We start from the raw sequence: 26,649 nt of genomic DNA on the forward strand, positions 1-26,649 counted from the left end.
CCGCCGGTTATTTGCAAGCAGTCTGGACTGTTTGTTCATTGACTGTTACCGTCCGTTCTGTGACTCGAACCACATCCACGGGCACCGGGCGCACGCAGGCCGAGCGCACCGCCGTGACCCGGGCGAAACTCCTCGACGCGGCCGTCGACTCGCTCGTCGAGCTCGGCTACGCACGCACCACCACGCAGGTGATCGCCAAGCGGGCCGGGGTGTCCCGGGGCGCGCAACTGCATCACTTCCCGACCAAGGAATCACTCGTCGTCGCCGCGGTCGAACACCTCGTGGACAAGCGCCTGACGGAGATTCTCGAGGCGAGCCCGGACCCCGAGCGGGGCCTCGACGTCCTCACCGACGCGTTCCGCGGGCCGCTGTTCCATGCCGCGCTCGAGCTGTGGGTGGCCGCGCGGACCGATCCCGCCCTGCACGAGGCGGTGATCCCCCTCGAGCGCAAGGTCTCCGATGCGCTGCGGGTCGGCTGCCTGGAGATCATGGGTGACCGGATGGGGCCCGACGAGATCGACCTGAGCATCGAACTCGCTCGCGGACTTGCCGTCGCCGCCCTGATGCGTACCCCCGAATCGGATCGTGAGATCCGGGAGCGGCTGCTCCCGGTCTGGAAGGAACTGGTGATGAAGTGAGCATCGAGACCCTCCCGCCGCACGTACACACGCTCGTCGTCGGGGCGGGCTTCGGGGGCATCGGCATGGCCGCCACCCTCCTGCGCGAGGATCCGCGCGCCGACGTCCTCGTGATCGAACGAGGCGACGACGTCGGCGGCACCTGGCGCGTGAACACCTACCCGGGTGCGGCCTGCGACGTGCCGAGCGCGTTGTACTCGTTCTCCTTCGCGCCCGAACCGGACTGGTCGAAGGCTCACGGTACCCAGGAGGAGATCTACGCCTACCTGCGCCGGGTCGCGAAGGAGCAGGGCGTCACCGACCGGACGATGTTCGGGTGCGAACTGCGTGACGCGCAATGGGACGACGAAAGCGCCCGCTGGATGGTGTCGACGTCGCGTGGTGACCTCACCGCCGAGGTGCTCGTCTCGGCGACCGGCGCGTTGTCCACCCCCACCCTGCCGAAGGTGCCGGGACTGGAATCGTTCCGCGGCAAGATGTTCCATTCGGCGCAGTGGGACCACGACTACGACCTGACCGGCAAGCGCGTCGCCGTGATCGGCACCGGCGCCTCCGCGATCCAGTTCGTCCCCGCCATCGTCGACACCGTCGGGCACCTGACACTGTTCCAGCGCACCGCCTCGTGGGTCATGCCCAAGCACGACCACACCATCGCGCGTCCGGTGCGGGCCCTCTACCGGCGTTTCCCGCTCGCACAGAAGGTCGTTCGCGCGGCCGTCTACGGGCAGAAGGAGACGTACGTCGTCGGGATGACACGCCCGTTCGCACGCCGGTGGCTCGTGCCGCTGTTCGAGCGCCGGGCGCTGTCGGTGCTCGACAGGCAGGTCGCCGATCCGGAGCTGCGGGCGAAGCTCACCCCGAAGTTCCGGATCATGTGCAAACGGATCCTGCTGTCCAACGACTGGTTCCCGGCGATCACCCGGCCCGACGTCACCGTCGTGGCGTCCGGGCTGACCGCCCTCACCGAGAACGGGGTCGTCGACGAAGCCGGCAACGAGTACGAGGTCGACACCGTCATCTTCGGTACCGGCTTCACCGTCACCGAACCACCGGTGGCCCAGCACATCCGAGGCGGCGACGGCCGCACCCTCGCCGAGACCTGGAACGGCAGCCCCAGCGCCTATCTGGGCATCGCGGTCCACGGTTTCCCCAACCTCTTCCTGATGTACGGGCCGAACACCAACCTCGGTCACAGCTCGATCGTGTACATGCTCGAGTCGCAGGCCGCCTACATCGCGGATGCATTGCGCGCCATGAGGTCCCGGGGTCTGTCCGCCGTCGAGGTGACCGCGGGCGCGCAGCGCACCTACAACGCCGAACTCGATCCAGCCCTCGCGGGCACGGTGTGGAACGCGGGCGGCTGCGACAGCTGGTACCTCGACCGCAAGGGCCGTAACTCGGTGATGTGGCCTACGTTCACCTGGCGGTACCGCGCCCGGACCCGGCAGTTCGACCCCGAGAACTACCTCGCCCGCCCCGCGGCCGAAAGGATTGCGGCATGACCCATTACGACGTACTGGTCGTCGGCTCCGGCTTCGGCGGCAGTGTCGCCGCGCTGCGCGCGACCGAGAAGGGCTACCGCGTCGGCATCCTCGAGGCCGGCCGGCGGTTCGCCGACGACGAACTCCCGAAGACCAGCTGGCGGCTGCGCAAGTACCTGTGGGCGCCGGCGCTGGGCTGCTACGGCGTGCAGCGCATCCATCTGCTGCCCGACGTCCTGGTCATGGCGGGCGCAGGCGTCGGCGGCGGATCGCTCAACTATGCCAACACCCTCTACCGGCCGCCCGCCCGTTTCTTCCAGGACCCGCAGTGGGGGCACATCACCGACTGGCAGGCCGAGCTCGGACCGTACTACGAGCAGGCGGCGCGGATGCTCGGGGTGCGCCCGAATCCGCTGACGACCCCCGCGGACGACGTGATGCGTTCGGTGGCCGAGGAGATGGGGGTGGGGGAGACGTTCACCACCACGCCGGTCGGGGTGTTCTTCGGCGAGCCGGGGCAGACGGTCCCGGACCCGTTCTTCGGCGGCGCCGGCCCGGACCGGACCGGCTGCACCGAGTGCGGCGGCTGCATGACCGGTTGCCGGGTGGGGGCGAAGAACACCCTGGTGAAGAACTACCTGTACCTCGCGGAGCAGGCCGGTGCGACGATCCACCCGCTCACCACCGTCACCGGGATCCGCCCGCGCGCCGGCGGCGGATACGAGGTCCGCACCCGCAGCACGAACCGGATCCGCAAGCGCCACGACGTGTACACCGCCGACCAGGTGGTGCTCGCCGCCGGCACCTACGGCACGTCGCGGCTGCTGCTCGCGATGCGCGAGACCGGTGCGCTGCCGCGGTTGTCGCCGCGGCTGGGCACGGTGGTGCGCACCAATTCCGAAGCGGTGCTCGCCGCGACGGCGCAGGACCGCAGCGTGGACTACTCCCGGGGTATCGCGATCACCGCCTCCTTCCACCCGGACGACCACACCCACATCGAACCGGTGCGATACGGCAAGGGCAGCAACGCTATCGGACTCCTCCAGGCCCTGCTGGTCGACGGTGGCGGCCGGACACCGCGGCTGGCGAAGTTCTTCGCCGTGGCGGCCCGTAATCCGGCGGCGTTCCTGCGCAGCCTGTCGGTGCGGCGCTGGTCCGAGCGGACCGTGATCGCGCTGGTCATGCAGACCGACGACAACTCGCTCGAACTGACGAGCAAGCGCGGGTTCTTCGGGCGCCGGCTCACGAGCCGCCGCGGACCGGGTGCGCCGCCGCCGGAGTGGATCCCGGTGGGTCACGAGGCGATCCGGCGGGTCGCCGACAGGATCGACGGCGACGCGGGCGGATCGATCGCGGACCTGGTCGACATTCCCATGACCGCGCACTTCCTCGGCGGCTGCGTGATCGGGGATTCGCCCGAGTCCGGTGTCGTCGACCCCTACCTGCGCGTCTACGGTCACGACGGTCTGCATGTCGTGGACGGATCCGTCGTCAGTGCCAATCTGGGCGTGAACCCGTCGCTCACCATCACGGCGCAGGCCGAGCGGGCGATGGCGTTGTGGCCCAACAAGGGCGAGGCCGACCCGCGTCCGGCGCCCGGCTCCGGGTACGTGCCGGTCACCGCCGTGCAGCCGGTGCGCCCCAGCGTTCCGGACTCCGCACCCGGGGCGCTGCGCCTGCCGATCCATCCAGTCCGACGAGAGGAGGCCGCCCGTGTTGTGGAGCGTGCCTGAGAGCACCGACGAACGCACCGACTGGCCGACATCCGCGCCACCCCCGTGGTCGGCGCAGGCGCGCGCCGCCCTGTGGTGGCATCGCAGTGCGCCGGGGGCGGCGCAGTTCGGCCCCGGTGGCCGGACCCTGCCGTTCACCCTCGCGATGGTGGTGGACTATCTCGACTCGCCCGTCGGTCCCTACCGTGAGGTGCTCGCCAGTCCCGTCCTGCGCCCGGGCCTGATCCCGGCGATGGCGGTGCCGTTCATCGCCGTGGACTCCGAGGCGTCCGTGCACGGCGGCCGCGAGCACTGGCACCTGCCGAAGGTGCTCGCCTCGTTCGACGGCGACGTCACCGGCCGGTTCTCGGCCACGGGCCACACGTGGAAGGTGGACACCGACGCGTCCCCGCGTGGTCCCGAACTGCCGATCGTCGGCGGACTGGCATTCGCCCAGCCCGAACCGGACGGCAGTCAGGCCCGGGCCACGGCGCGGCTGCGGGGGCGGTTCCGCTACGCGCGGGTCCGCGTCGAGGCGCAGGGCCCGACGCTCGGGCAGTGGTTGCTGCCGGGGGCACACCACGGCATCGTGATCACCTCGGGCCGGATGAGCATCGGGCCGGCCCGGACGGTGCGCTGACGGGCGGCACCGGGCTCACGACGCCTCGCGCATCGTGAGCCCGCCGAGCTCGACGACGTACTGCCCGGCCGCGTCGTCCCACGTCACGGAGTAGGTGGTGGGGTAGTAGCCGGACTGCTGGTACGCGCTCGGCTGGCGCAGGTCCTCGTGCAGGTCGGGCCGGGAGGCGAGCCAGTCCCTGGTCATCATCGGCTCGATGAAGATGTGCCGGCCGTCCCACGAACCCTGCAGGACCGTTTCCGTGAAGTGCCCGTGCGGCTCGGTGGTGTCGAGCCAGTGCAGTCCCATTTTGGCGACGGTGCCGAGAATCGGCTGGGGGTCCGACGGTGCGTAGCCTTCCGGCAGATACTTCGGGTCTGGCAGCTTCGCGGCCCGTTCGAGATAACCGGGGACGAACGGGTGGATCGATTCCACCGTCGCGGTGTCCACGAGGTAGAAGTGCACGTCGAAGTGCGGCTGGTCGAACCCGTGCTCCGGATTGTGGCCGTGCGAGTTCCAGTCCAGCGTGACGTGGTCGACGACGGTGTCCGGCGCCCCGGCGGGCACGTCGAGGACGTAGGCCTCGGTGGTGGGCAGCAGACCGCTCGTGAGGCCGTCGAGTGCGGCCGCGTCGAGGCGGACGCCGATCGCGGTGGGAGTGCCGTCGGGGCCGACGGTGACGTACGTGTGGGCCGATCCGTTGCCGACCGGGTGCGGCGGGCCGTCGAGGGCCGTGGAACTCTGGGCTCCGGCCGCCGAGCCGAGGACGAGTGCTGTCGCCGTCGCCGTCGCACCGACGACTCCGAGCACCGCGAACGTGCGAAGATGCACCACTGTCACGACTCCTCTCGCATGGTGAGTCCACCGAGTTCGACGACGTATTCCTGCTCCCGGTCGTCGAAGCTCACCGAGTAGGTGGTGGGGTAGTACGCACTCTGCTGATAGGCCTCCGGCTGCTTCACCGGCTCGTCGACGGTGGGCCGGGTGAGCAGCCACTCACGGGTCATCATCGGTTCGACGAATGTCCATTCGCCGTCCCAGGATCCCTCGATGAGGATCTGGGTGAAGTCGTACTGTCCGGGTGCGATCGGCAGGGTGCCGTCGACCCAGTGCATCCCCATCTGCGGGACGAGTGCCACCTCCGGCGGGCCGGCGGGAACGTAGTCCGCAGGCATGTACCGTGGTTCGGGCATGTTGGCCGCCGACTCGGCGTATCCCGGTGCGGCCGGGTCGATCTCGTCGACCTTCTCGGCGGGGATCATATAGAAGTGGATGTCGAAGTGGGGCTGGTCGAACAATCCCACCGGTTCGTGCCCGTGCGGGTTCCAGTCCAGGGTCAGGTGGTCGAAGGCCGTCTCGTCCGCCTCGGCCGGGAACTCGAGCGTGTGCACCTCGAGGGCGTCGGCGAGCCCGTCGAGTGCCGTCGCCGAGAAGCGCAGCCCGATCGCCTGGGGTGTGCCGTCGTCGCCCGACTCGACATAGGTCCGTGCAGTGCCGTCGCCGACATCGACGGTGGGCCCGTAGGAGTAGGGCTCCGACTCCGAGTCGGAACCGCTGGAGCAGCCGAGCAGCAGGGTGAGCGCGGTGCCGGCCGCGATCGCGATCCCGGAGGCGCGAGAAATCGGGATGGTGCGCATGGCGGACCTCTTCCGGTGGGCTGAGAAGCAGGGTAGACCGCACCGAGGGGTCCGTTGTGTGGAATCGGAGGATCGTGCTCGCACCGATCTCGCCCATTTTCTTGACCTATTCCAGAAAAGGGGCATACTGGGGTCATGCACCGAACGGACGAGCCTGTCGACATCCCGGCGCAACTGCGCGCCGCGGGTCTGCGGGTGACTGCTCCGCGCGTTGCCGTGCTCGGCGCGGTTGCCGCGCAACCGCATTCCGATGCGGACGAGATCGCGGTCGCGGTGCGGAGCGAACTCGGCTCCGTCTCCACGCAGGCGGTGTACGACGTGCTCAAGGCGTGTGTCGGGGCCGGGCTACTGCGCCGCATCGAACCTGCCGGCTCACCCGCCCGGTACGAGACCAGGATCGGCGACAACCACCACCACCTGGTGTGCCGCAACTGCGGCGCGGTGACCGATACCGACTGCGTCGTCGGGGCGGTCCCGTGCCTCGTGCCCTCGGACGATCACGGATTCGCCGTCGACGAGGCCGAAGTGACGTTCTGGGGTCTGTGCCCCGATTGTCGAGAATCCTAGTTCAGCAACGCTTTTCCCTCCGCCACCACCGCATCCCGCGGTGGTGTGGCGGGCACCCTTCCTCAGGAGGATCACCATGACGAATCCCCGCCCCACCACGACCGGCGTCGGTATCCCCGTCGCGAGCGACGACGAATCGCTCACCGCCGGAACGCAGGGCCCCATCCTGCTGCACGACCACTACCTGATCGAGAAGCTCGCCCAGTTCAACCGGGAACGGGTCCCGGAGCGCGTCGTGCACGCCAAGGGCGGCGGCGCGTTCGGCGAACTCGTCGTCACGAACGACGTCAGTGCGTACACCGCGGCGAAGCTGTTCCAGCCCGGCACGAGAACCGAATCCCTCGTGCGGTTCTCGACGGTGGCCGGGGAGCAGGGCAGTCCCGACACGTGGCGTGACCCGCGCGGATTCGCGGTGAAGTTCTACACCGGGGACGGCAACTACGACCTCGTCGGCAACAACACCCCGGTGTTCTTCGTCAAGGACCCGATCAAGTTCCCCGACTTCATCCACTCCCAGAAGCGGCTGCCCGGTTCGGGACTGCGCGACCACACCATGCAGTGGGACTTCTGGACGTTGCGTCCCGAGACCGCGCACCAGGTGACGTGGCTGATGGGTGACCGGGGCATCCCCCGAACCTGGCGCCACATGGACGGTTTCGGCTCCCATACCTACCAGTGGGTCAACGCCGAAGGGGAGCGGTTCTGGGTCAAGTACCACTTCAAGACGAACCAGGGCATCGAATTCCTCACCCAGGCCGAAGCCGACCGGCTCGCCGGTACCGACCCGGACTACCATCGCGCCGATCTCCACGACGCGATCGAGCGGGGCGAGTTCCCCAGCTGGACGCTGAAGGTGCAGATCATGCCCGTGGCCGAGGCGGAGGGGTATCGCTTCAACCCGTTCGACCTGACCAAGGTGTGGTCCCAGCGTGACTACCCGCTGATCGAGGTCGGCACCTGGACGCTGAACCGCAACCCGCGCAACTTCTTCGCCGAGATCGAGCAGGCCGCGTTCGCGCCGTCGAACATCGTGCCGGGCATCGGACTGTCGCCGGACAAGATGCTGCTCGGCCGGGTGTTCTCCTATGCCGACGCGCACCGCTACCGCATCGGCGCGAACCACGCGCAGCTGCCGGTCAACGCGCCGAAGAACGAGGTGAACTCGTACTCGCAGGACGGCGCCATGCGGTACTCGTTCAACGACCCGGGCACCCCGGTGTATGCGCCGAACAGCTTCGGCGGCCCGCACGCCGACCCGCAGCTCGCCGGCGACGAAGGTCTGTGGGAGTTCGGCACCGAGGCGGTACGGGCCGGCTACGTCCGGCATGCCGAGGACGACGACTTCGGTCAGGCCGGCACGCTCGTGCGCGAGGTGCTCGACGACGCCGCTCGGGAGCGGCTGGTGGGCAACATCGTCGGACACATCCTCGGCGGAACCTCGGAGGCGTTGTACGGCCGGATCTTCGAATACTGGTCGAATGTCGACACCGACCTCGGAAAGAAGATCGAGGAGGGTGTCCGGTCGGGCCGGGCCTGACCGCGCGTCAGAGCAAGCCCCACCAGTAGAGGAGGGTGGCCAGTATCCACACGACGACCGTCTGCATCTCTTTGTCCTCCCTCGGTGCGGATTCTTCCTCCATCATCCGCCCGCGGGGGCACGGCCGCCACGGACACTCCGAGAACAGGGAGTCCCGTGTCCACTTCGTTGCCTGCGGCCGCAGGGAACCAGGCCACCGCCTCGGGCGTTGAAACAGGGCAGTATGTCCGAAGTACGACCGGCGCGACGTCCGTCGCCGCCGGGAGGCACATCGACACCGATAGGAGCTCGGATCATGACCGGACCCATCACCAGCACGCTGAATCCGGACCAGCAGAAGATCGCGGGGGATGCTCTGCAGGACACCCTGGTCGACATGATCGACCTGAGCTTGATCGCCAAGCAGGCGCACTGGAACGTCGTCGGCCCCCAGTTCCGCAGTCTGCACCTCGCCCTGGACGAGATCGTCACGGCCGCCCGGACCTACACCGACGAGGTGGCGGAGCGGCTCACGGCGATCGGCGTCAGCCCGGACGGACGGGCCACGACCGTCGCCCAGGACTCGGGCACCAAGGGGTTCGGTGCGGGTTGGACCAAGGACGAGCAGGTCGTCGCGTCGATCACCGACAACCTCTCGGCCGTCATCGGCCGCCTGCGCGAGCGCATCGCGGCGACGGACGAGGCGGACCCGGTCACGCAGGACCTGCTCATCGCCCAGACCGCCGGTCTCGAGCAGACGCATTGGATGTGGCAGGCCCAGCTCGCCTGAGCCGGTACCTCCCTCAGGGCCACCCGTTCCCGCGGGTGGCCCTTCGTGTGTTCCGGGCGATCGAACACCTGTGTTACTGAAGTGTCGGATGTGATTGCTACGTTGGCACCGGTCCGTTCTCCGATCGAAAGGTGCCTGCAGCGATGGTCATGGGTCCTACCCACGCGGTGTCCGGGGCGCTGGTCGGCCTCCTCGTCGCCGACGTGCTGCCCCCGGAGTGGGGTGGACCCGGCTCCACGGCGGAGACCTTCGCGTTCGCCGCGGTCTGCGCCGGCTCAGCCCTGCTGCCGGATCTCGACACCCCGCAGTCGACGGTGGCGCGGTCCTTCGGGCCGGTCAGTCAGGTGGCGGCGCGCGGCATCGACAACCTCTCGCTCGGCTACTACACGCTCACCAAGGGCCGTCGTGACCGTAGCCGCCGGGGTGGCCATCGCACGCTGACGCACACGGCCCTGTTCGCGGCCCTGCTGGGGGCGGGGGTGTCCATGCTCGTCGCCCGGTTCGACCGGGTCGCGGTCGTCGCCGTCCTGTTCGTCACGCTCGGCCTGGCGCTGCGCGGGCTCGCGGACGGCTGGGCCAAGCGCAACGGGTGGCTCGTGGTGACCGCGACCTCGGCGGTGTTGTCGGTGCTCATGTGGAACTGGTTCCCCGGCGAGGTGGGTTCGGTGGGCCTCGGGGTGGCGGTAGCGCTCGGATGCGCGACGCACTGCCTGGGCGACGCCGTCACCAAGGAGGGCATCCCGTTTCTCGCGCCGTTCGTGCCCTGGCGCGGCGAACGCTGGTGGGAGATCCGGATGCCCGGGTTCCTCGCCATCCGCGCCGGCGGCGCGTTCGAGCTGGCGATCCTCGGCCCGGCGCTGACGATCGCCGCGGTCGCGATAGCGGTGTGGTCGATCGACGGCGCGCCGGAACTCCTGCGCGAAGCCGTCGGGGTGTCGCGCGCCGGCAGCTGACGCGGATTTCGGAACCACTGGCATCGAAAGAGAACTTGTTCTATTTTTGCTCTGTTTCTGCCTCTCGCCAGATCGGAGCCCAGCCCGGTGAAAGCCCGCGATGCCCGGACGGACGGCGACCCCGTCTCCACCACGACCCTCAGCCGACGAGGCTTTCTCGGCGCCGCCGGTGCCGTGGGATTGACCGGTCTCGCCTGGAAACCCGCCGGCGCAGTCCCGGTCGGTGATCCGCGCGCCACCATTCCGGCGCCCCCGGCATTCCCCGCGGATATCCCGCTGGCCCAGCAGCGCTTCGAGAACTGGGCCCGGACGATCCGCTTCGACGCGGTGTGGACCGCGACCGCACGCGATGCGCACGACGTTGTGCGCATCGCCGACTGGGCCCGCGCCCACGGCTACCGCGTCCGCCCGCGGGGCACCATGCACAGCTGGAGCCCGCTGACCGTCGTGCCCGGCGAGAGCGTCGAGAAGATCGTGCTGATCGACACGATGGCGCACCTGAACGCCGTCACCGTCGATCCCGCAGGAACGCCCGCCACCGTCACCGCCGGCGCGGGCGCGAGCATCGAATCGATCCTCACCGCGCTGGAGCAGCACGGCCTCGGGTGGGCCAATACGCCGGCCATCGGCGACATCACCATCGCCGGAGCGCTGTCGATCGGCGCGCACGGCGCCACCTATCCGGCCGCGGGGGAGCGGGCGATCCCCGGCCAGTCGTTCGGCTCCCTGTCGAACCTCGTCGTCGCCCTCACCGCCGTCGTGTGGAACGGCGCCGCCGGCGCCTACGAACTGCGCGAGTTCCGTCGGTCCGAACCCGAGATCACGCCCCTGCTCGCCCACCTGGGCCGCAGCTTCGTCACCTCGGTGACCCTGCAGGCCGGGGCCAACTACCGGCTGCGCTGCCAGAGCTTCACCGACGTGCCGTGGCAGGAACTGTTCGCCCCGCCCGGCGCTCCGGGCCGCACCTTCGAGCGGTTCGTCGAGGAGTCCGGCCGAGTGGAGGCGATCTGGTTCCCCTTCACGCAGACGCCGTGGTTGAAGATCTGGTCGGTGTGCCCCGAGAAGCCGCCGACCGCGCGCGAGGTGCACGGGCCGTACAACTACTTCTTCTCCGACAGCATCCCCGAGGAGGTCACCACGCCTCTCGGTCAGGTGGCGAGCGGGATGCAGGCCGCCACCCCGGCCTTCGGCGCCGCCCAGTTCGGGGCCGTCGCCGCCGGTCTCGCCGCCACCGGCACCGCCGACCTGTGGGGCTGGTCGAAGGACCTGTTGTTCTATCTGCGGGCCACCACGCTGCGCGTCGTCGCCGGCGGCGGGGTGGTCCTCACGCGGCGGGCGAACATCGCCCGCGTCATCCACGAGTTCACCACGTGGTTGCACGAACGGATGACCCACTACGCCTCGCTCGGGCAGTATCCGGTCAACATGCCGTTCGAGGTGCGCCTGTGCACCGTGGACGATCAGTCGGAGGTGCTCGTCGAGTCGGCGGGCCCGCCGAACCTGTCGGCCGTCCGTCCCCGTCCCGACCGGCCCGAGTGGGACACGGCCATCTGGATGAACGTCGTCTCCGTTCCCGGCACCGCGGGACAGTCCGCCTTCTTCCAGGAGATGGAGCAGTGGATGGCCGACCATTACTCCGGTGACTACGCGACCTTCCGGTCGGAGTGGTCGAAGGGCTGGGCGTTCGACGCGGCGGGCGGATACCGGGATCCGAGGTTTCTCGGTGAGGTCGTCCCGGCGATGTACCGCACCGGACTGTCCGCCGACGAGGGCTGGGACGCGGCGCGCGCGTCGTTCGACCGGCACGACCCGCATCGGGTGTTCACCAACGGATTCCTCGATCGGTTGCTGCCGCCGGTGTGAGGCGCGGGACCGGTCCGAGGGCACGGTTCGGTTTCGATCCCGCCGCTTCCGTCGTTCACAACTCTCACATCAGTCACATCCGTATACATTTGCCCCGTTCCATGTGGGTGCGACGGTGGGAGCGACGTGCGGAAGTTCGAGACGGGGAAGAACGCGGGAGGCACGCACTCGGCGCGGCGCCACGTCCGTCGGGGGGCCGCCGCCGCAGCGCTGCTCGCCTGTCTGATCGCACCGGCGCCGTCGGCCGCGGCGAACCCGATCGTCGAGCCGGTGGCGGCCGACCCCAGCATCGTGCGGGCATCCGACGGGGCGTACTACATGTACACGACGGGTGACGACTGGGGCGACGGCCGGGGCCTGCGCGGGATGTCCGTCTTCACGTCCTTCGACCTCACGGACTGGAAGTACGTCGACGACGTGTTCTCCGAGATTCCCACCTGGCACCCGCCGGACAACTACGTGTGGGCTCCCCACGTGATCGAGTCGGACTCCGGCTACAGCCTCTACTACGCGCTCCCGGACGGGGCGAATCCGTGCATCGGTCTCGCCACCGCACCCGGACCGGCCGGCCCGTGGACCGACCTGGGTCGTCCCGTGTTCTGCGCCGAGGACGTCGGAGTCCAGGGCACGATCGATCCGTTCGTATGGGACGACGGCACGACGAAGACGATGTTCGTCGGGAATTTCAAAGGCGTCTACGCCATCCCGCTGAATGCGGAGGGAACCGCGCCTGCCGGCGAACCGGTCCGGGTCGCGGACGAACGCTTCGAGGGACCACACGTCGAACATCGCGACGGCTACTACTACCTGTTCCTCTCCTCCGGCCACTGCTGCAACGGCGCCGACACCGCCTACCGGGTCCTCGTCGGCCGGTCCGAGTCGTTGACCGGCCCGTACGTCGACCGCAAGGGCGACGATCTCGACGGCGGTGGCGGCGCGCTCATCCTGGCCGGCAGCGACCCGTGGGCAGGGCCCGGGCACAACACGGTGGTGACCGACGACGCCGGCGACGACTGGATCGTCTACCACGCGATTCCCCGCGACGATCTCCAGCTGCCCAGCGGCGCGCAGCGACGGGAGGGCATGATCGACCGGATCGTGTGGGCCAACGGCTGGCCGGAGATCGGCGACGGATCCCCGTCGTCGACCCGGCCCGCCGTTCCCCGAACGGATCTGCCCGTGCGCGTCTCCCTCACCGCGGACACGTCCACGACGCTGCCCGCGTCCGGCGGGGTGGTCGAGGCCACCCTGCTCGTCGAAGCACCCGACGACGCGCCCTACACGGGGCAGGTGTGGGCCGGGGCGGTCCGCCCGAACGGCGAGGAAGGCGAGCCGGTCCTGGACCCGATCGACGTCGATCTGGCCGCGGGGGAAACCCTCGAGGAGCGGATCGCGTTCACGGTGAGCGACGGTGCGGCGAACGGCACGTATGGTCTGTACGCGTTCGCCGGCACCCACGGCGGGGAGATCGTCGAGTTCGGTGCCGTCACCGCCCGCAAGTCCGACGGGCTCTCGGACGTCGGGGAGCCCGTCGACGTGATGACGCTGCGCGTGCGCGAGACGGCGCGCTGACAGGGGGCGCTCCGGCAGGAAGCAGGTGCCCGGGACGCATAATCGAGGCGTGGATCGAGCGTCCTATCCGAAGCTGTTGCGCGCGGACACCGAGCGGCTGCTCGCCGTCGGCGAAGGCCGGCTCGACCGGCCGGTCCCGACCTGCCCGCGCTGGTCCGTCGAGCGGCTTCTCGGGCACGTCGGCCGCGTGCACCGGAACGCGGCAGCCTGGCTGCGGACCGGCCGTCGCACCGAGATCCCACCCGCTCCGGCCGGGGCCGCCGTCCTCCCGTGGGTGCGGGACGGACTCGAGGAGTTGACGGAGGCCGTGCAGTCGGCCGACCCACACGCCGACGAGCAGACCTTCGCCGGACCGCAGCCGGCGTCGTTCTGGGTCCGTCGCATGGCGGTCGAAACTGCGCTGCACCGGATCGACGCCGAGCTCGCCACGGGCGAGGGCACCACGCCCGTCGACACCGCACTGGCCGTCGAGGGCATCGACGAACTCTTCGGGGTGCTGCTCCCGTTCCGTGCCCTTGCCGGGACGGGGAGTGCCGGGTCGCCGTCCTGGTCTGGGAAGACGATGCACCTGCATGCGACCGACCCCGCCCTCGCCGCGGGCGAGGGCGAATGGTCGATCACCTTCGATGCCGACGAACCTTCCGTCGTCCACACCCACGCCGAGGGGGACGTCGCAGTCTGCGGGCCGGCATCGGATCTGTTGCTCCTCCTGTGGAACCGGGCGTCCCTCGACCGGTTCGAGGTGTTCGGTGACGCCGCGTTGCTGACCCGTTGGCGCGACGAGGTGACGATCTGACGCAGATGTCGGTTACTGCCGTGCGAGCAATCGCTCGAGGTCGTCGAGAACGAGCATTGCGCCGGTCGGGCCGAGTGCGAGGAACCACGTCTCGTCGCTCACCGCGACGGCGCGCCCCTGCTGCACGGCTGTGAGGCTCGACCACAGCGGGCCGCCGACGACGGCCGCCTCGTCGGTTTCTCTGCCGTAGCTCGAGTAGAAGATCCGGTCGCCGTCCGCCTCCGTGATCGTTTCCGGGCTGACCTCGGCCGCAAGTTCCTCGATGTCCTGGACCGGCGGACGGCGCAGCCCGACGTCCTGCAGGATGACGCCGATGAACGAGAGGTTCCCGTACAGGCGGATCTTGCCGGACATGAACCGCACCAGCGAGATGCTTGGATCGCCCTGGATCGAGTCCCCCACCTCGTCGGCGCGGGTCTGATAGGCATTGAGGACCGACTCGGCTTTCTCCTCCTCGCCCAGCGCGTCCGCGACGAGCAGGAAATTCTCCTTCCACGGGAAACCGGGCCGGATCGAGAACACGGTCGGGGCGATGGCGGACAGCTGCGGGTACATCTTGTCCGCGCGGAGCTTGCTGCCGACGATCAGATCCGGCCGCAGCGTGCCGATGGCCTCGAGATCGAGGTTGTTGATCGTGCCCACGTCGGCGACGCCGGCGAGCCGGTCCGCGAGGTACGACGGCTGCTCCGCAGCGCCCTCGGGACTCGCGATGCCCACGGGAGTGAGGCCGAGGGAGAGGACGGCATCGAGCTCGCCGCCGTCGAGCACGACGACGCGCTGCGGCTTGACCGCGATCTCCGTCTCGCCGAGAGCGTGGGTGACGACCCGGGGGAACTGTCCGGGCGCCGCGTCGCTGCCGAGCTTCGCCGTCTCCTCGTCGGCGGTGGCGAACAGCCGGCCACCGGTGGCGACGTCGGCGTTGCCGGCGCCGGTGTCGCGGGTCGACTCGGCGGCGCCGCCGCAGGCCGCGACCGTGAAGGTGACGAGCAGGGCCGCGGCGGTGAGGCGGCCGAGGTGTCTGAGCTTGTTCATGAGGGGAGGCTATCCTCACGGCCTGCTCTTCCGTGGCCCCGCCCCGGATGGTCACCCCAATGCCGGGCAGGGTTCATCGCTCACCGGCGGTTGCGCCGGTCGAGGTGCAAGGTCCGCAGAACTGCCCGACGGCCGGGCCGAAGGGCCGCCGGCGGAACGACCGGCGCGGTAGCCGGGGAGCGGAACTTCAGTTCGGAGGCGGTTTCCGGGGCGTCATCGGAGGTCGCCCGCAGGAATCGATCGGGCAGCGCGAGCTTGTGGATCGTACGCAGAGTCAGAAGATACTGCCGCACAAGCGGACCCGTCGTGTACGGCAGATCGTACTTGTCGCACAGCGCCCGGACCTTCATGGAGATCTCTGCGTAGCGGTTGCTGGGAAGGTCCGGGAACAGATGATGCTCGATCTGGTAGCAGAGGTTGCCGCTCAGGAAAGCCATCACCGCGCCGGCGCGGAAGTTGGCACTTCCGAGCATCTGCCGGAGATACCATTCCGCCCTCGTCTCGTGCTCGAGCTCGACGAGGGTGAACTTCTCGGCGCCGTCGGGAAAGTGCCCGCAGAAGATCACCACGTACGACCACAGGTTCCGGAGCAGATTCGCGACCAGATCGGCCGTCAGGGTACGCCGCCAGCGACGACCGCTGAGCGCGGGGAAGACCAGGTAGTCCTTCAGCGATTGGCGGACAAGCTTTCCCGTCAGTGCTCGCCGGTGGGCGGTCTTCTCGGCCTCGCTGCCGGCGTGCTCGTTCGCGGAATGCAGACCGTGCAGTGCGATCCCCCACTCGAAGGTGATTGCCAACAGCAGGTTTCGCAGCGGTTGCGCCAGATTGCCGGGCTGCCAAGGCTGGTCGCGGGTGATCCGGATGACGCCGAAGCCGAGGTCGTCGTCCACTCCGACGACGTTGTTGAAAACGTGGTGGCGGTAGTTGTGGGAGTACCGCCACTGCGAGGAGAGCCCGGCCATGTCCCACTCCCACGTCGTGGAGTGGATTTCCGGGTCGTTCATCCAGTCCCACTGCCCGTGCGAGACGTTGTGACCGATCTCCATGTTCTCCACGCTCTTGGCGACAGCGAGGGCTGCCACTCCGAGAACCCACCCGGCCCGAGCCCTGCTGGTGCAGATCAGCAGCCGTGCAGCGACATCCAGTGCACGCTGGAACGCGATCGTGCGCCGGATGTAGGCGGCGTCCGCCGCCCCGAGCGACTCGGCGACATCTCGGCGGATCTCGTTCAGTTCGGTGCTCAGCGCCTCGACATCATCCGCGGTGAGGTGCGCATATTCCTTGATGTCGGAGATCGCCATGGTGTCCTTTCCGCATCGAGTTCGCAACGGGCGAGGTAGGATTCGGACCCCGCTGCGGGGATCAACGGTCGGTGCGGTGGCCCACCGCGGCGCACGTCGTCGAGTCACGTTCTCGGTAGCGGGGCGGCCACGACGCCGGTGCGTGTCGGTCGATTCGCGACGGGATCCGCGGGGCGCCCCGCCCGTTCCGGCGGTCACGACGAGCAGGACGTTCGGTCGCACAAGGTCGATCACGGCGGCCTCCCGAGGCCTGGGATGTAGGACCAGTCAACACCGCGTCATCGAGGGTGTCAACGCTGTAGACCTACAGCACAGGGCTACAGTGGACACGGACGGGAAGGAGTCCGTGATGCCGAAGACTCCCGCGGGCCGCCCGGTCGGACCCTGGGGCGGGAACATTCGGACCCGGGAAGCGATCCTCACGTCCGCGCTCGCGATCATCGATCGCGACGGCGTCGAGGGGCTCTCCATGCGCCGCCTCGGCAAGGCACTCGGCCGGGATCCGATGATCCTGTACCGCCACGCGCCGAACAAGGCCGCCCTCCTCGACGGAGTCGCCGAGATCGTCCTCGGGCAACTGTCCGTCGACCCCCAGGGCGGTGACTGGGAAGATCAACTACGAACGGTGGCAAGGGATTTCCGTCGACTGGCTCTCGACCACCCGCACGTGGTTCCGTTGCTGGTCACCCGCCCCTTGGCCACGCCCCTCGCGCTGCGTCCGCTCGGAACTCTGCGTCCCCTCGAAGGTATCCTGACCCTGCTCACCCGGGCCGGCTTCACTGCGGCCGACGCCCTGCATGTCTACCGGGCCTTGTTCGGGTTCCTTCACGGTCACGTCCTCGACGAGTTGCAGGAACTCGTCGAGCGGCCGGAGGAGTCCGACGACCTGCTCCGCCTGGGGCTGCATCGGCTACCGATCGGCGAGTTCCCCATCCTACGTAGTCTCGCGCCGATTCTGGCCTCCTACGACGGTGCCGCCGAGTTCGAGCGCGGCCTCGACGTCTTCTTTTCGGGCCTGACGGCCACACTGGACTCCGGGGGCGGCCGGTATCCGGACGAGCCGGCACCGCCGGCCGATCCTACGAATCCGCCAACGTGCGCATGATGCCGTAGGCGTGGTCCGGTTCGGTGTCGGGGGACAGGAGCACCAGCACGAGTTGGGTGCCGTTGCACCCGAGGAAGTACATCGTGTGCGGTGGTTGTCCGGGTGCCGGTTCGCGCAGGGCGGTGCCGCCCGAGTCGAGGGTGAACTCGTCGATTCGTTTTCGCGAGATCTGCAGGGCGTTCCAGTCGAAGCAGACCCGGGCCACGGGTCCGAGGCGCAGGACGAGCGCGGAGATCAGGTCGTCCAGCTCGTCGGTGAGGTTCGTGGTCCACGGGAACCAGGAGCCGTCGATCGAGGACGGTGGTGCGGAGTTCGGCCGGAGCAGGAAGCGCGGCGTGTGGGCCGGTGTGGGAAATCGGGCAGGCGGGCGGTGCGACGGCGCGGTGCGCTCGGGCGGCACGGAGCGATCGGGCGGCACGGAGCGATCGTCGGCGACGTGGGTGATGGCGTGGTTGTGCGTCATGAGACGCTCCTTGGGTGGCCTCGGGGAGGCCGGCTTGTCACCGGGAGGCGTCGAGCCGGATGCTCGAGACGGGAACGTGCCGGTCTGCTCACCGTACGTCACGATCACGGCGGACGTGCCGTGCCGAGAAACTGAGAACGAGATCGGGGCCTCTTCTCCGTGCGGAGAAGAGGCCCCGATCAGGTTCTTCGCGAGTCGGGGTGGCGGGATTCGAACCCACGACCTCTTCGTCCCGAACGAAGCGCGCTACCAAGCTGCGCCACACCCCGTTTCGAACCTCGGTCAGCTTACAGCACGATGGGGTTGACGGTTAAATCGCCTGGTCAGCGCGGCGAAAACGTACTCCGGGTACCCGCGTCCGCGGTGCTTCGAGCCTGCTCCCGCGGTGCCGGAACCAGCGTCAGCAGCGTCGCCTCGGGACGGCACCAGAACCGGGCGGGTGCCGTCGGTGACGTGCCGATGCCCGCCGAGACGTGCAACCGCATGTGCGACCCCCAGCGCGACGGGCCCTTGACCCGCGACCGGTCCAGCCCGCAGTTGGTCACCAGCGCGCCGACCAGCGGCAGGCACAGTTGACCACCGTGGGTATGACCCGCCATCACCAGGTCGTACCCGTCGTCCGCGAACCGGTCCAGCACCCGCGGTTCGGGCGAGTGGGTCAGCCCCAGCCGCAGATCCGCCGCCGGATTCGCGGGACCGGCGACGGTGTCGTACCGGTCCCGGTCGATGTGCGGGTCGTCGACACCGGCTGCGCTGATGCGCACCCCGGCGATCTCGAGCTCGCGTCGCACGTGCGTGACGTCGAGCCAGCCGCGCTCGCTGAACGCGGCGCGCAGATCACTCCAGGGCAGTGGCGCGCCGTGCACGCGCTCGTGGTCGCGGTCGAAGTACTTCAGCGGGTTCTTCACCCGCGGCCCGAAGTAGTCGTTGCTGCCGAAGACGAACAGCCCCGGCCGGGCGAGCAGACCGCCGAGCGCCTGCACGACGGCGGGGACCGCCTTCGGATGCGCGAGATTGTCACCGGTGTTGATCACCAGGTCGGGTTCGAGGCGGTCGAGCTCGCGAAGCCAGTTCTGCTTGAGCCGCTGCCCGGGCGTCATGTGGATGTCGCTCAGGTGCAGCACTCGCAGCGTCGAGGCGTCCGGCGCGAGCACCGGCAGCGTCACCTCCCGCAGAGCGAAGGCGTTGCGCTCGACGAGCGTCGCGTAGCCGAGGCCGAGGACAGCGGCACCGGCCGCGCCGATCGCGGCACGTCGGAGAGTAGGAACGTCTGGCACGTCTCCAGCGTACCGCCGGGGCTCGTCCGTGCACGGGTTCGCAGGGCACCGCGTAGCGTCGAGGCATGTCCGAGACCACGTCCTCGCTCAAAGCCACGCTCCGCGCCGACCTCACGTCCGCGATGAAGGACAAGGATGCGCTGCGCACCAACACGCTGCGCATGTTGCTCGCCGCCGTCCAGACCGAAGAAGTCGCCGGCAAGCAGGCACGCGATCTCACCGACGAGGAAGTCGTGAAGGTGCTCGCGCGCGAAGCGAAGAAGCGCGGCGAAGCTGCCGAGGTGTACACCGAGAACGGCCGCGGGGAACTGGCGGCGAAAGAGCACGCCGAGGCCCGCATCATCGACGGGTACCTGCCGACCCCGCTCACCGACGCCGAACTGGCCGACGTGGTGGACACCGCCATCGCCCAGGTCGCCGAGGAGATCGGGGAGCGGCCGGGGCCCCGGCAGATGGGTCAGGTCATGAAGGCGGCGACCGCGATCGCCGCCGGGAAGACCGACGGCAAGCGCCTGTCCGCCGCCGTCAAGTCGCGCCTGTAGACCGCACCGGTAGACGACGGCGCCGCCCGGTCGTCGCGCGACCGGGCGGCGACGGTCATCGTCCCGGGATGGGTGCCGGCGCGGCCGGCACCGTCGTGTCCGGTACCCGGCTCTCGCTCGGCCGGGCCGGTGTCGCACTCGGGCTCGGCGGCGCGGCGCGCACCGACCCGTCGCTGACGAAGATCGTCACCGTCGAGCCGGGGACGGCGGAACCGGACGGCGAGACCGAGGCGACGGTGCCACTGCGGCCTTCCGCCTTGACGGTCGTCTCCGTCACCTGGAACCCGGCGTCGATCAGGCGCTGGCTGGCCTGCTGCCGGTTCAGGCCCACGACGTTGGGGACCTGCGCGTTGCCGGCGCCGCGCACGTACTTCTGATCCACGGGGGGCAGCTCGGTGGGGCCGAACTTGTTCGCGACCGGCAGCAGCGCATCGAACCACGTGCGTGCGGGCTCGGTGCCGCCGAAGAGGTTGCCGTCGTAGCAGGGGCGCACCGGCCCGGAACAGATCTGCCCCGGCGTAGGCGAGTCACCGTACGTGTAGACGGATCCGGCGAGATTGTTGGTGAAACCGAGGAAGGCCGAGGACATGTGCGACTCGGTGGTTCCCGTCTTGGCCGACACCGGCAGGTTCCAGCCCACCGAGCCGGCCGCGCCGGCCGCCGTGCCGCCACCCGACGTGTCCTTGCCCAGGGCGTTCGCGAGCGTGTCGGCCAGGCCCGGTTCGACGACCTGTTCGCAGGCCTGCTGGGTGATCGGCACGGGCTTGCCCTCGCGGTCGAACACCGCGTCGATCGGCGTCGGCGGGCACCACTTGCCGTGGGAGGCGAGCGTCGCCGCGACGTTGGACAGCTCCAGCGGGTTGACCCAGGTGGGTCCCAGGGTGAACGAACCGAGGTGCTGCGCCTTCTGCATCTCGGACATGCTCTGCTCGCCGAAACCGGAGGAATTGGGCTGGGCGTAGGAGCGCAGACCGAGCCGCACCGACATGTCGACGACGGAGTCCACCCCGGTGGCCTCGATCAGCTTGACGAAGGCGGTGTTGGGGGACTGCGCCAGCGCGTCCGTCACCGACAGCTTCGGCGGGTACGGCGCGGCGTTCTCGACGCAGTAGGTGGCCGGCGGGCACCCGGGGGCGCCGCCGTCACCGAGACCGCGGGCGTTGTAGCGGGCCGGCACGTCCAGCACGGCACTCGTGCCGAGGCCCTTCTCCATCGCCGCGGCCACCGTGAAGATCTTGAACACCGAGCCGGCGCCGTGACCGGTCAGCGAGTACGGCTGCGGCTGCACCGTCTGGTTGGCCTCGCCGTCGAGACCGTACACGCGGCTCGACCCCATCGCGAGGACACGATGCGAATCCTCCCCGGGCCGGATCACGTTCATCACCGTGGCGACGTCCTCGACGGTCGGGCTCGTGAACTTGTCCAGCGACGACTTGACCGAGTTCTGGATCTCGGGGTCGAGCGTGGTGCGGATGAGATATCCGCCCTTGTCGATCTGTTCGCGGGACAACCCGGCTTCGGCCAGGTACTGCAGCGCGTACTCGCAGAAGAACCCCCGGTCGCCCGCGGCGATGCACCCGCGCGGCAGGGTCTTCGGCTCGGGCAGGACGCCGAGCGGCTGCTCCTTCGCGGCACGGATCTCGGCGGCGCGCTCGGGGATGTTCTGGATCATCGTGTCGAGCACGACGTTGCGCCGCGCCAGCACGCCGTCCGGATTGGTGTACGGGTTCAGCGCGGAACTGGACTGCACCATGCCGGCGAGCATCGCGGACTGGGTGACGTTCAGGTCCTTCGCGTCGATGCCGAAGTACGTCTGCGCGGCGTCCTGCACGCCGAAGGATCCGTTCCCGAACGGCACGAGGTTCAGGTAGCGGGTGAGGATCTCGTCCTTGGTCAGCTCGTCGTCGAGCGTCAGCGCCATCCGGATCTCCCGGATCTTGCGCGCGGGCGTCGTCTCGATCGCGGCGCGGCGTTCGGCGTCGGTCTTGGCGACCACGTGCAGCAGGTAGTTCTTCACGTACTGCTGGTCGATCGTGGACGCGCCCTGCTCGACCTGCCCGCTGGTGGTGTTGGTGAGGAAGGCGCGGATGGTGCCCTGCCAGTCGACACCCTGGTGTTCGGCGAAGCGCTTGTCCTCGATGGAGACGATGGCGAGCTTCATCTCGTTGGAGATCTGGTCGCTCGGCACCTCGAACCGGCGCTGGTCGTAGAGCCAGGCGATGGGTGTGCCCGCGGCGTCGGTCATGGTGGTGACCGCGGGCACCACCCCCTCGACGAGTTCGGCGGAACTGTTGTCCACCGTGTCCGCGGCGCGGTTCGAGACGTAGCCGAACCCCCCGGCCGCCGGGAACATCACACCGGCCAGCAGGACTCCGCCCAGTGCCGTGCATCCTGCGAGCTTCGCCACCGTTTTTCCGATCGACACGCCTACACAGTACGTGCCGCGGCGGAGCACGGACCCCGCCGCACGCGTTCCCGTGTCCGCGTTGCGCTGGCGAAAACCCTCCGACGTGCAGTGATGCACGGGCGTACCAGAAAAGTGTTTCTCCACCTTGCGCACGGGGAACTCTTTACCTAGATTGAGTCCTCAGTGTGATGCAGATAACACCTGAATAGGAATGTGGCGCAGAACGGTCGTGCTAGGCCGTCGATACTGCGTGCCTTCCAGGACCCCGTGACACGGCGTTCGGAGAGTAAGGGGCAACTGAATGCACATGACCACCCCGATGGCCCGGCTCGACGTAGACCAAGCAGAAGCACGCATCGCATGGGTATCGAAAGCCCGATGCCGTGAAGTGGACCCCGATCAGTTGTTCGTCCGTGGCGCCGCCCAGCGCAAGGCCGCAGTCATCTGCCGGCACTGCCCGGTGATGCTCCAGTGCGGCGCCGACGCCCTCGACAACCGCGTCGAATTCGGCGTCTGGGGCGGGATGACCGAACGTCAGCGCCGGGCGCTGCTCAAGCAGCATCCCGAAGTCGACTCCTGGGCCGACTTCTTCGAGGCTCAGCGTCAGCACCAGAACGCCGTCTGACCGATCGGCCGTCCGACCGATCAGCCGTCCGACCGATCAGTGGGAACCCGCGAGGTCATGCCTCGCGGGTCATCTGATCGGCCACGGCGCGCAGTGCCTCGAGATCCGAGACCTCGAAGGGCAGCGACGGTACGCCGACGACCGGCACCCGCGGATGCGCACTCGTGAATCGAGCCAGCAGCCGCAGCTCCCGCTTCGCCGTCACCGCCCGGTGCGCGTGGACCCGCAGCACGGCCTCGGCCGGCGCGTTCTCCTTCCGGCCCTGCTCCTCGAGCAGATCCGCCGCAGTCAGGGCGTGGTCGGCCGGTAGCGAGGACAGTGTCGGATGCGTGCGGTTGAGGATCAGCCCCGCGAGCGGCATGCGGTCCTCGGACAACCGCTCGACGAAGAACGATGCTTCCCGCAGCGCGTCCGGTTCGGCCGCCGCGACCACCATGAAGTGGGTGCCCGGCTGCTGCAGCAACTGGTAGGTGCGGTTCGCCCGCTCCCGGAACCCGCCGAACATCGAATCCAGGGACTGCACGAAAGCGGATGCGTCCGAAAGCATCTGGCTACCGACGATCGTCGAGACCGCTTTCAGGGCCAGGCCCATGGCGCCCGTCACCAACCGTCCCAGCCCCCGCCCCGGCGCGGTGAACATGCGGATCATCCGGCCGTCCAGGAACGCGCCGAGCCGCTGCGGTGCATCGAGGAAGTCCAGCGCATTGCGCGACGGCGGAGTGTCGACCACGATCAGATCCCAGGCGTCGCTCGCCGCGAGCTGCCCGAGCTTCTCCATCGCCATGTACTCCTGAGTGCCGGAGAACGACGAGGCCACGGTCTGATAGAACGGGTTGTCGAGGATCTGCTGCGCCTTTTCCGGTGTCGAGTGCTCGAGCACCATGTCGTCGAAGGTGCGGCGCATGTTCAGCATCATCGCGTGCAGCTCGCCCTTCGCGCCCGGCCCCAGCTGCACGAGCTGCGGACTGTTGTCGAGGGCCTGCACACCCAGCGCCTGAGCCAGCCGCCGGGCCGGATCGATCGTCAGCACCACGACGTTGCGGCCCTGCTCTGCGGCCCGCAGCGCCAGCGCCGCAGCGGTCGTGGTCTTGCCGACCCCGCCCGCGCCGGTGCACACGATGATGCGCGACGAGGGGTCGGCGAGGATGGACCGGACGTCGAGCGGCGGCGCATGGTGCGCCCGCGGCGCGGTCACCGCACACCCTGTTCGCCGAGCTGCTCCGCGAGCTCGTACAGCCCGCCGAGATCCACGCCGTCCGCCAGCGCGGGCAGATGCATTCGTGCCACGTTCACCTCGTCGAGTTGGGCGGCGCTGACCTGCTGCGCCTGCAGGGTGGATGCATGCTCGATCGTCTCGGTCAGCAGACCCGCGAAGTTCGCTTCGTCGAGCGCGACCCCCGCCCGGTCGAGTCCCTCGCGTACCGCGGCCGCATCGATCCGGCCGGCCGCCGCCTCGTCCACCATCTCCTCGGGCAGGAAGTCGGGTGCGGTCCGGTTGACGATCACGGTACCCAGCCGCAGGTCCGCCGCGAGCAGCTCGCTCACCGCGTCGGAGGTTTCCTGCACCGGGAGCGCCTCGAGCAGCGTGACCAGGTGGACCATGGTCTCGTCGGAGTGCAGCAGCCGCACGACCCCCTCGCTCTGGGAGCGGATCGGACCCGACTTCGCGAGGTCGGCCATCGCCTTGGTCACGTCGAGGAAGCTACCGATGCGGCCCGTGGGCGGGGAGTCCACCACGACCACGTCGTACACGGGTTCGCCGGTGCGGTCGGTGCGCACCACGGTCTCCTTGATCTTGCCGGTCAGGATCACGTCCCGCAGACCCGGCGCCAGCGTGGTCGCGAACTCGATGGCACCGATCCGGCGCATCGCCCGCCCCGCGAACCCGAGGTTGTAGAACATGTCCAGGTACTCGAGGAAGGCCGTCTCGATGTCGATGGCCAGGGCGTACACGGCGCCGCCGCTGTCCGTCGTGGCGATCTTGGTTTCGACCGGCGGCAGCGGCGGCACGTCGAACAGCTGGGCGATGCCCTGCCGTCCCTCCACCTCCACCAGGAGCACCTTGCGGCCCCCGGCCGCCAGCGCGAGGGCCAGCGCCCCCGCGACGGTCGACTTACCGGTGCCACCCTTGCCCGAGACGAAGTGCAGCCGCGCCTGCGCGGCCTTCGCCGGCCAGACGTCGTGTTCAGCAGTCGTTGATGCCACGACGTCGAGCCTATAAGTCCGGTGCGCATATAGGGTCGAGACATGAGCGAATTGACAACGTGGGAGTACGCGACGGTGCCCCTGCTGACCCATGCCACGAAGCAGATCCTGGACACGTGGGGGGCCGACGGCTGGGAACTCGTCTCGGTGCTTCCGGGACCCACCGGTGAGCAGCACGTCGCGTACCTCAAGCGCCCGAAGGGCTGACGGGCGTGGCAACAGGGGATTCCGCCGGGCAGAGCTGGACGGCACGGCTCGCCGAACTGGGCCTGAGCCTGCCGCCGGTGGCGGCGCCCGTCGCCGCGTACGTTCCCGCCGTCCGCACCGGTGACCACGTCTACACCTCCGGCCAGCTGCCGTTCGTCGACGGCGCGCTGGGCCTCGCCGGAAAGGTGGGCGCCGAGGTCGCGGCCGAGGACGCGAAGGCCGCGGCGCGCATCGCCGCGCTCAATGCGCTGGCCGCGGTGGACGACCTCGTCGGCATCGACAACCTCGTCCGCATCGTCAAGGTCGTGGGCTTCGTCGCATCGGCGGAGGGTTTCACCGGTCAGCCGGGTGTGATCAACGGCGCATCCGAACTCCTCGGCGAGGTGTTCGGGGAGGCGGGCGTGCACGCCCGGTCCGCCGTCGGCGTGGCCGAGCTGCCGCTCGGCGCACCCGTCGAGGTCGAGATCGTCGCCGAGGTGCGCTGACGGATGCGGGGTGGACCGGATCTAGAGTGGGACGCACCCCACATGGAGGAGGCCGGATCGTGACGCTGGTTCACCCCGCGTACGCACAGTTGCGGCAGGTCACCGCCAACGCCGCGGTGGTGCTGGCCGAGAACCCGTCGATGATGACGCTCGACGGCACCAACACCTGGATCCTGCGGGCCCCCGGCAGCGACGAATGCGTCGTGGTCGATCCGGGCCCGCTCGACGAGGCGCACCTCGCCCGCGTCGCGCGCGTTCCCGTGGCCTTGACGCTGGTCAGCCATCGGCACGGCGACCACACCGACGGCGCCGGCCGGTTCGCCGAACTCACCGGCACCCCGGTACGGGCCGTGGATGCCCGGCACCGGCACGGCGGGGGAGCGGGCCTGGCCGACGGCGAGACGATCGAGGCGGCCGGGCTGCGGATCCGGGTGCTCGCAACGCCGGGCCACACCGCGGACTCGTTGTCCTTCGTCGTCGAGGACGACCGCAGCGTGCTCACCGCCGACACCATCCTCGGCCGGGGCACCACCGTTCTCGACGACTCCGACGGCGACCTCGGGGACTACCTCGGGTCGCTCCGCCGGCTGATCGACCTGGGCGGCGGCTACACCGTTCTGCCCGGTCACGGACCGGACCTGCCCGACCTGGAGACCGTCGCCCGCGGCTATCTCGCCCATCGGGAGGAGCGGCTCGACCAGGTGCGGGCCGCGTTGCGAGTGCTCGGGGACGACGCCACGCCGCGATCCGTCGTCGAGCACGTGTACGCCGATGTGGACCCGTCGCTGTGGCCGGTCGCGGAGAAGTCGGTCAACGTCCAGCTCGAGTACCTGCGCAGTTTCGCCTGACCTGGGAC

The 26,649-nt window shown here is 69.3% G+C and carries 26 protein-coding genes and 1 tRNA gene; 17 read left to right on the forward strand and 10 right to left on the reverse strand.

The window, feature by feature from the left end; all coding sequences use genetic code 11:
• Nucleotides 1–59 precede the first annotated feature (59 nt).
• The 4 genes from LZP97_RS23390 to LZP97_RS23405 are packed head-to-tail and all read left to right on the forward strand — an operon-like array spanning nucleotide 60 to nucleotide 4,471.
• On the forward strand, nucleotides 60–638 hold the full coding sequence (locus LZP97_RS23390) for a TetR/AcrR family transcriptional regulator (protein WP_017681203.1): 579 nt from the start codon (nucleotides 60–62) through the stop codon (nucleotides 636–638).
• Complete coding sequence (locus LZP97_RS23395) at nucleotides 635–2,140, forward strand: flavin-containing monooxygenase (RefSeq protein ID WP_010594987.1); 1,506 nt, start codon at nucleotides 635–637, stop codon at nucleotides 2,138–2,140. The genes LZP97_RS23390 and LZP97_RS23395 overlap by 4 nt, the downstream gene beginning before the upstream one ends.
• Nucleotides 2,137–3,852 (forward strand): FAD-dependent oxidoreductase, encoded by a 1,716-nt coding sequence (locus LZP97_RS23400; protein ID WP_040273640.1) that lies wholly within the window; start codon nucleotides 2,137–2,139, stop codon nucleotides 3,850–3,852. Before LZP97_RS23395 ends, LZP97_RS23400 begins: the two co-directional genes overlap by 4 nt.
• Nucleotides 3,845–4,471 carry an acetoacetate decarboxylase family protein gene (locus LZP97_RS23405; RefSeq protein WP_017681206.1) on the forward strand — a complete coding sequence of 209 codons (627 nt, stop codon included), beginning with the start codon at nucleotides 3,845–3,847 and terminating at the stop codon, nucleotides 4,469–4,471. The genes LZP97_RS23400 and LZP97_RS23405 overlap by 8 nt, the downstream gene beginning before the upstream one ends.
• A gap of 15 nt (nucleotides 4,472–4,486) precedes the next feature.
• Here the strand turns inward: LZP97_RS23405 and LZP97_RS23410 are convergent, their stop codons facing one another.
• Nucleotides 4,487–5,284 carry a DUF5602 domain-containing protein gene (locus LZP97_RS23410; protein WP_017681207.1) on the reverse strand — a complete coding sequence of 266 codons (798 nt, stop codon included), beginning with the start codon at nucleotides 5,282–5,284 and terminating at the stop codon, nucleotides 4,487–4,489.
• Between the two features lie 2 nt (nucleotides 5,285–5,286).
• Nucleotides 5,287–6,087 carry a DUF5602 domain-containing protein gene (locus LZP97_RS23415; RefSeq protein ID WP_017681208.1) on the reverse strand — a complete coding sequence of 267 codons (801 nt, stop codon included), beginning with the start codon at nucleotides 6,085–6,087 and terminating at the stop codon, nucleotides 5,287–5,289.
• 135 nt (nucleotides 6,088–6,222) lie between these two features.
• On the opposite strand from LZP97_RS23415, the gene LZP97_RS23420 reads away from it, so the two are divergent.
• The 7 genes from LZP97_RS23420 to LZP97_RS23450 all read left to right on the forward strand — a co-directional run bounded on the left by LZP97_RS23420 (nucleotide 6,223) and on the right by LZP97_RS23450 (nucleotide 14,144).
• Nucleotides 6,223–6,654 carry a Fur family transcriptional regulator gene (locus tag LZP97_RS23420; RefSeq protein WP_048774224.1) on the forward strand — a complete coding sequence of 144 codons (432 nt, stop codon included), beginning with the start codon at nucleotides 6,223–6,225 and terminating at the stop codon, nucleotides 6,652–6,654.
• Between the two features lie 76 nt (nucleotides 6,655–6,730).
• Entirely contained in the window at nucleotides 6,731–8,191 is a 1,461-nt protein-coding gene (locus tag LZP97_RS23425) for a catalase (RefSeq protein ID WP_048774222.1), read from the forward strand.
• A gap of 295 nt (nucleotides 8,192–8,486) precedes the next feature.
• Complete coding sequence (locus LZP97_RS23430; RefSeq protein WP_010594995.1) at nucleotides 8,487–8,960, forward strand: Dps family protein; 474 nt, start codon at nucleotides 8,487–8,489, stop codon at nucleotides 8,958–8,960.
• Between the two features lie 143 nt (nucleotides 8,961–9,103).
• The gene (locus tag LZP97_RS23435; protein WP_010594996.1) at nucleotides 9,104–9,913 is read left to right on the forward strand and encodes a metal-dependent hydrolase; all 810 of its coding nucleotides are present in this window, start codon (nucleotides 9,104–9,106) and stop codon (nucleotides 9,911–9,913) included.
• Between the two features lie 87 nt (nucleotides 9,914–10,000).
• Nucleotides 10,001–11,776 (forward strand): cholesterol oxidase substrate-binding domain-containing protein, encoded by a 1,776-nt coding sequence (locus LZP97_RS23440; RefSeq protein WP_010594997.1) that lies wholly within the window; start codon nucleotides 10,001–10,003, stop codon nucleotides 11,774–11,776.
• Between the two features lie 126 nt (nucleotides 11,777–11,902).
• Nucleotides 11,903–13,348, forward strand: a complete 1,446-nt coding sequence (locus LZP97_RS23445) for a family 43 glycosylhydrolase (RefSeq protein WP_010594998.1) — start codon at nucleotides 11,903–11,905, stop codon at nucleotides 13,346–13,348.
• Nucleotides 13,349–13,397: 49 nt separating this feature from the next.
• Nucleotides 13,398–14,144, forward strand: coding sequence for a maleylpyruvate isomerase family mycothiol-dependent enzyme (locus tag LZP97_RS23450; protein ID WP_048774220.1), 747 nt, complete (start codon nucleotides 13,398–13,400; stop codon nucleotides 14,142–14,144).
• A 12-nt stretch (nucleotides 14,145–14,156) separates the two neighbouring features.
• Here the strand turns inward: LZP97_RS23450 and LZP97_RS23455 are convergent, their stop codons facing one another.
• Nucleotides 14,157–15,176: an ABC transporter substrate-binding protein gene (locus LZP97_RS23455; protein WP_017681213.1), complete on the reverse strand. Its 1,020-nt coding sequence runs from the start codon at nucleotides 15,174–15,176 to the stop codon at nucleotides 14,157–14,159.
• 80 nt (nucleotides 15,177–15,256) lie between these two features.
• A complete protein-coding gene (locus LZP97_RS23460; protein WP_017681214.1) occupies nucleotides 15,257–16,477 on the reverse strand; it encodes a fatty acid desaturase family protein in 1,221 nt (406 codons plus the stop codon).
• Between the two features lie 349 nt (nucleotides 16,478–16,826).
• Here LZP97_RS23460 and LZP97_RS23465 point away from each other — a divergent pair, with 349 nt between their 5' ends.
• Nucleotides 16,827–17,582: a TetR/AcrR family transcriptional regulator C-terminal domain-containing protein gene (locus LZP97_RS23465; RefSeq protein ID WP_017681215.1), complete on the forward strand. Its 756-nt coding sequence runs from the start codon at nucleotides 16,827–16,829 to the stop codon at nucleotides 17,580–17,582.
• Here LZP97_RS23465 and LZP97_RS23470 read toward each other — a convergent pair.
• The 3 genes from LZP97_RS23470 to LZP97_RS23480 all read right to left on the reverse strand — a co-directional run bounded on the left by LZP97_RS23470 (nucleotide 17,557) and on the right by LZP97_RS23480 (nucleotide 19,322).
• Nucleotides 17,557–18,045, reverse strand: coding sequence for a DUF5994 family protein (locus LZP97_RS23470; RefSeq protein ID WP_010595003.1), 489 nt, complete (start codon nucleotides 18,043–18,045; stop codon nucleotides 17,557–17,559). The two genes, LZP97_RS23465 and LZP97_RS23470, sit on opposite strands and share 26 nt — an antisense overlap.
• A 195-nt stretch (nucleotides 18,046–18,240) precedes the next feature.
• A tRNA-Pro gene (locus LZP97_RS23475) sits at nucleotides 18,241–18,314 on the reverse strand.
• A 54-nt stretch (nucleotides 18,315–18,368) separates the two neighbouring features.
• The gene (locus LZP97_RS23480; protein ID WP_017681216.1) at nucleotides 18,369–19,322 is read right to left on the reverse strand and encodes a metallophosphoesterase; all 954 of its coding nucleotides are present in this window, start codon (nucleotides 19,320–19,322) and stop codon (nucleotides 18,369–18,371) included.
• 65 nt (nucleotides 19,323–19,387) lie between these two features.
• Here LZP97_RS23480 and LZP97_RS23485 point away from each other — a divergent pair, with 65 nt between their 5' ends.
• Nucleotides 19,388–19,864: a GatB/YqeY domain-containing protein gene (locus LZP97_RS23485; protein WP_017681217.1), complete on the forward strand. Its 477-nt coding sequence runs from the start codon at nucleotides 19,388–19,390 to the stop codon at nucleotides 19,862–19,864.
• Nucleotides 19,865–19,919: 55 nt separating this feature from the next.
• Here LZP97_RS23485 and LZP97_RS23490 read toward each other — a convergent pair whose 3' ends face one another.
• Nucleotides 19,920–22,271, reverse strand: a complete 2,352-nt coding sequence (locus LZP97_RS23490; RefSeq protein ID WP_010595006.1) for a penicillin-binding protein — start codon at nucleotides 22,269–22,271, stop codon at nucleotides 19,920–19,922.
• A 301-nt stretch (nucleotides 22,272–22,572) separates the two neighbouring features.
• Here LZP97_RS23490 and LZP97_RS23495 point away from each other — a divergent pair, with 301 nt between their 5' ends.
• Nucleotides 22,573–22,896, forward strand: coding sequence for a WhiB family transcriptional regulator (locus tag LZP97_RS23495; RefSeq protein WP_026137870.1), 324 nt, complete (start codon nucleotides 22,573–22,575; stop codon nucleotides 22,894–22,896).
• Between the two features lie 55 nt (nucleotides 22,897–22,951).
• Here the strand turns inward: LZP97_RS23495 and LZP97_RS23500 are convergent, their stop codons facing one another.
• Together LZP97_RS23500 and LZP97_RS23505 are read right to left on the reverse strand one after the other, a co-directional pair.
• Nucleotides 22,952–24,091, reverse strand: coding sequence for an ArsA family ATPase (locus LZP97_RS23500; protein ID WP_010595008.1), 1,140 nt, complete (start codon nucleotides 24,089–24,091; stop codon nucleotides 22,952–22,954).
• Entirely contained in the window at nucleotides 24,088–25,101 is a 1,014-nt protein-coding gene (locus LZP97_RS23505) for an ArsA-related P-loop ATPase (RefSeq protein ID WP_010595009.1), read from the reverse strand. The genes LZP97_RS23500 and LZP97_RS23505 overlap by 4 nt, the downstream gene beginning before the upstream one ends.
• Before the next feature lie 42 nt (nucleotides 25,102–25,143).
• Here LZP97_RS23505 and LZP97_RS23510 point away from each other — a divergent pair, with 42 nt between their 5' ends.
• Genes LZP97_RS23510 through LZP97_RS23520 form a run of 3 tightly spaced genes read left to right on the forward strand, consistent with a single transcriptional unit; the run spans nucleotide 25,144 to nucleotide 26,641 of the window.
• Nucleotides 25,144–25,308 carry a DUF4177 domain-containing protein gene (locus LZP97_RS23510; protein WP_006945567.1) on the forward strand — a complete coding sequence of 55 codons (165 nt, stop codon included), beginning with the start codon at nucleotides 25,144–25,146 and terminating at the stop codon, nucleotides 25,306–25,308.
• Nucleotides 25,309–25,313: 5 nt separating this feature from the next.
• Nucleotides 25,314–25,793 carry a RidA family protein gene (locus LZP97_RS23515; RefSeq protein WP_017681218.1) on the forward strand — a complete coding sequence of 160 codons (480 nt, stop codon included), beginning with the start codon at nucleotides 25,314–25,316 and terminating at the stop codon, nucleotides 25,791–25,793.
• A gap of 59 nt (nucleotides 25,794–25,852) precedes the next feature.
• A complete protein-coding gene (locus LZP97_RS23520; RefSeq protein ID WP_010595011.1) occupies nucleotides 25,853–26,641 on the forward strand; it encodes an MBL fold metallo-hydrolase in 789 nt (262 codons plus the stop codon).
• The last annotated feature ends 8 nt before the right edge of the window (nucleotides 26,642–26,649 follow it).

The sequence above is a fragment of the Rhodococcus sp. DMF-1 genome (genome assembly GCF_021441945.1).
Lineage (GTDB): Bacteria > Actinomycetota > Actinomycetes > Mycobacteriales > Mycobacteriaceae > Rhodococcus > Rhodococcus ruber.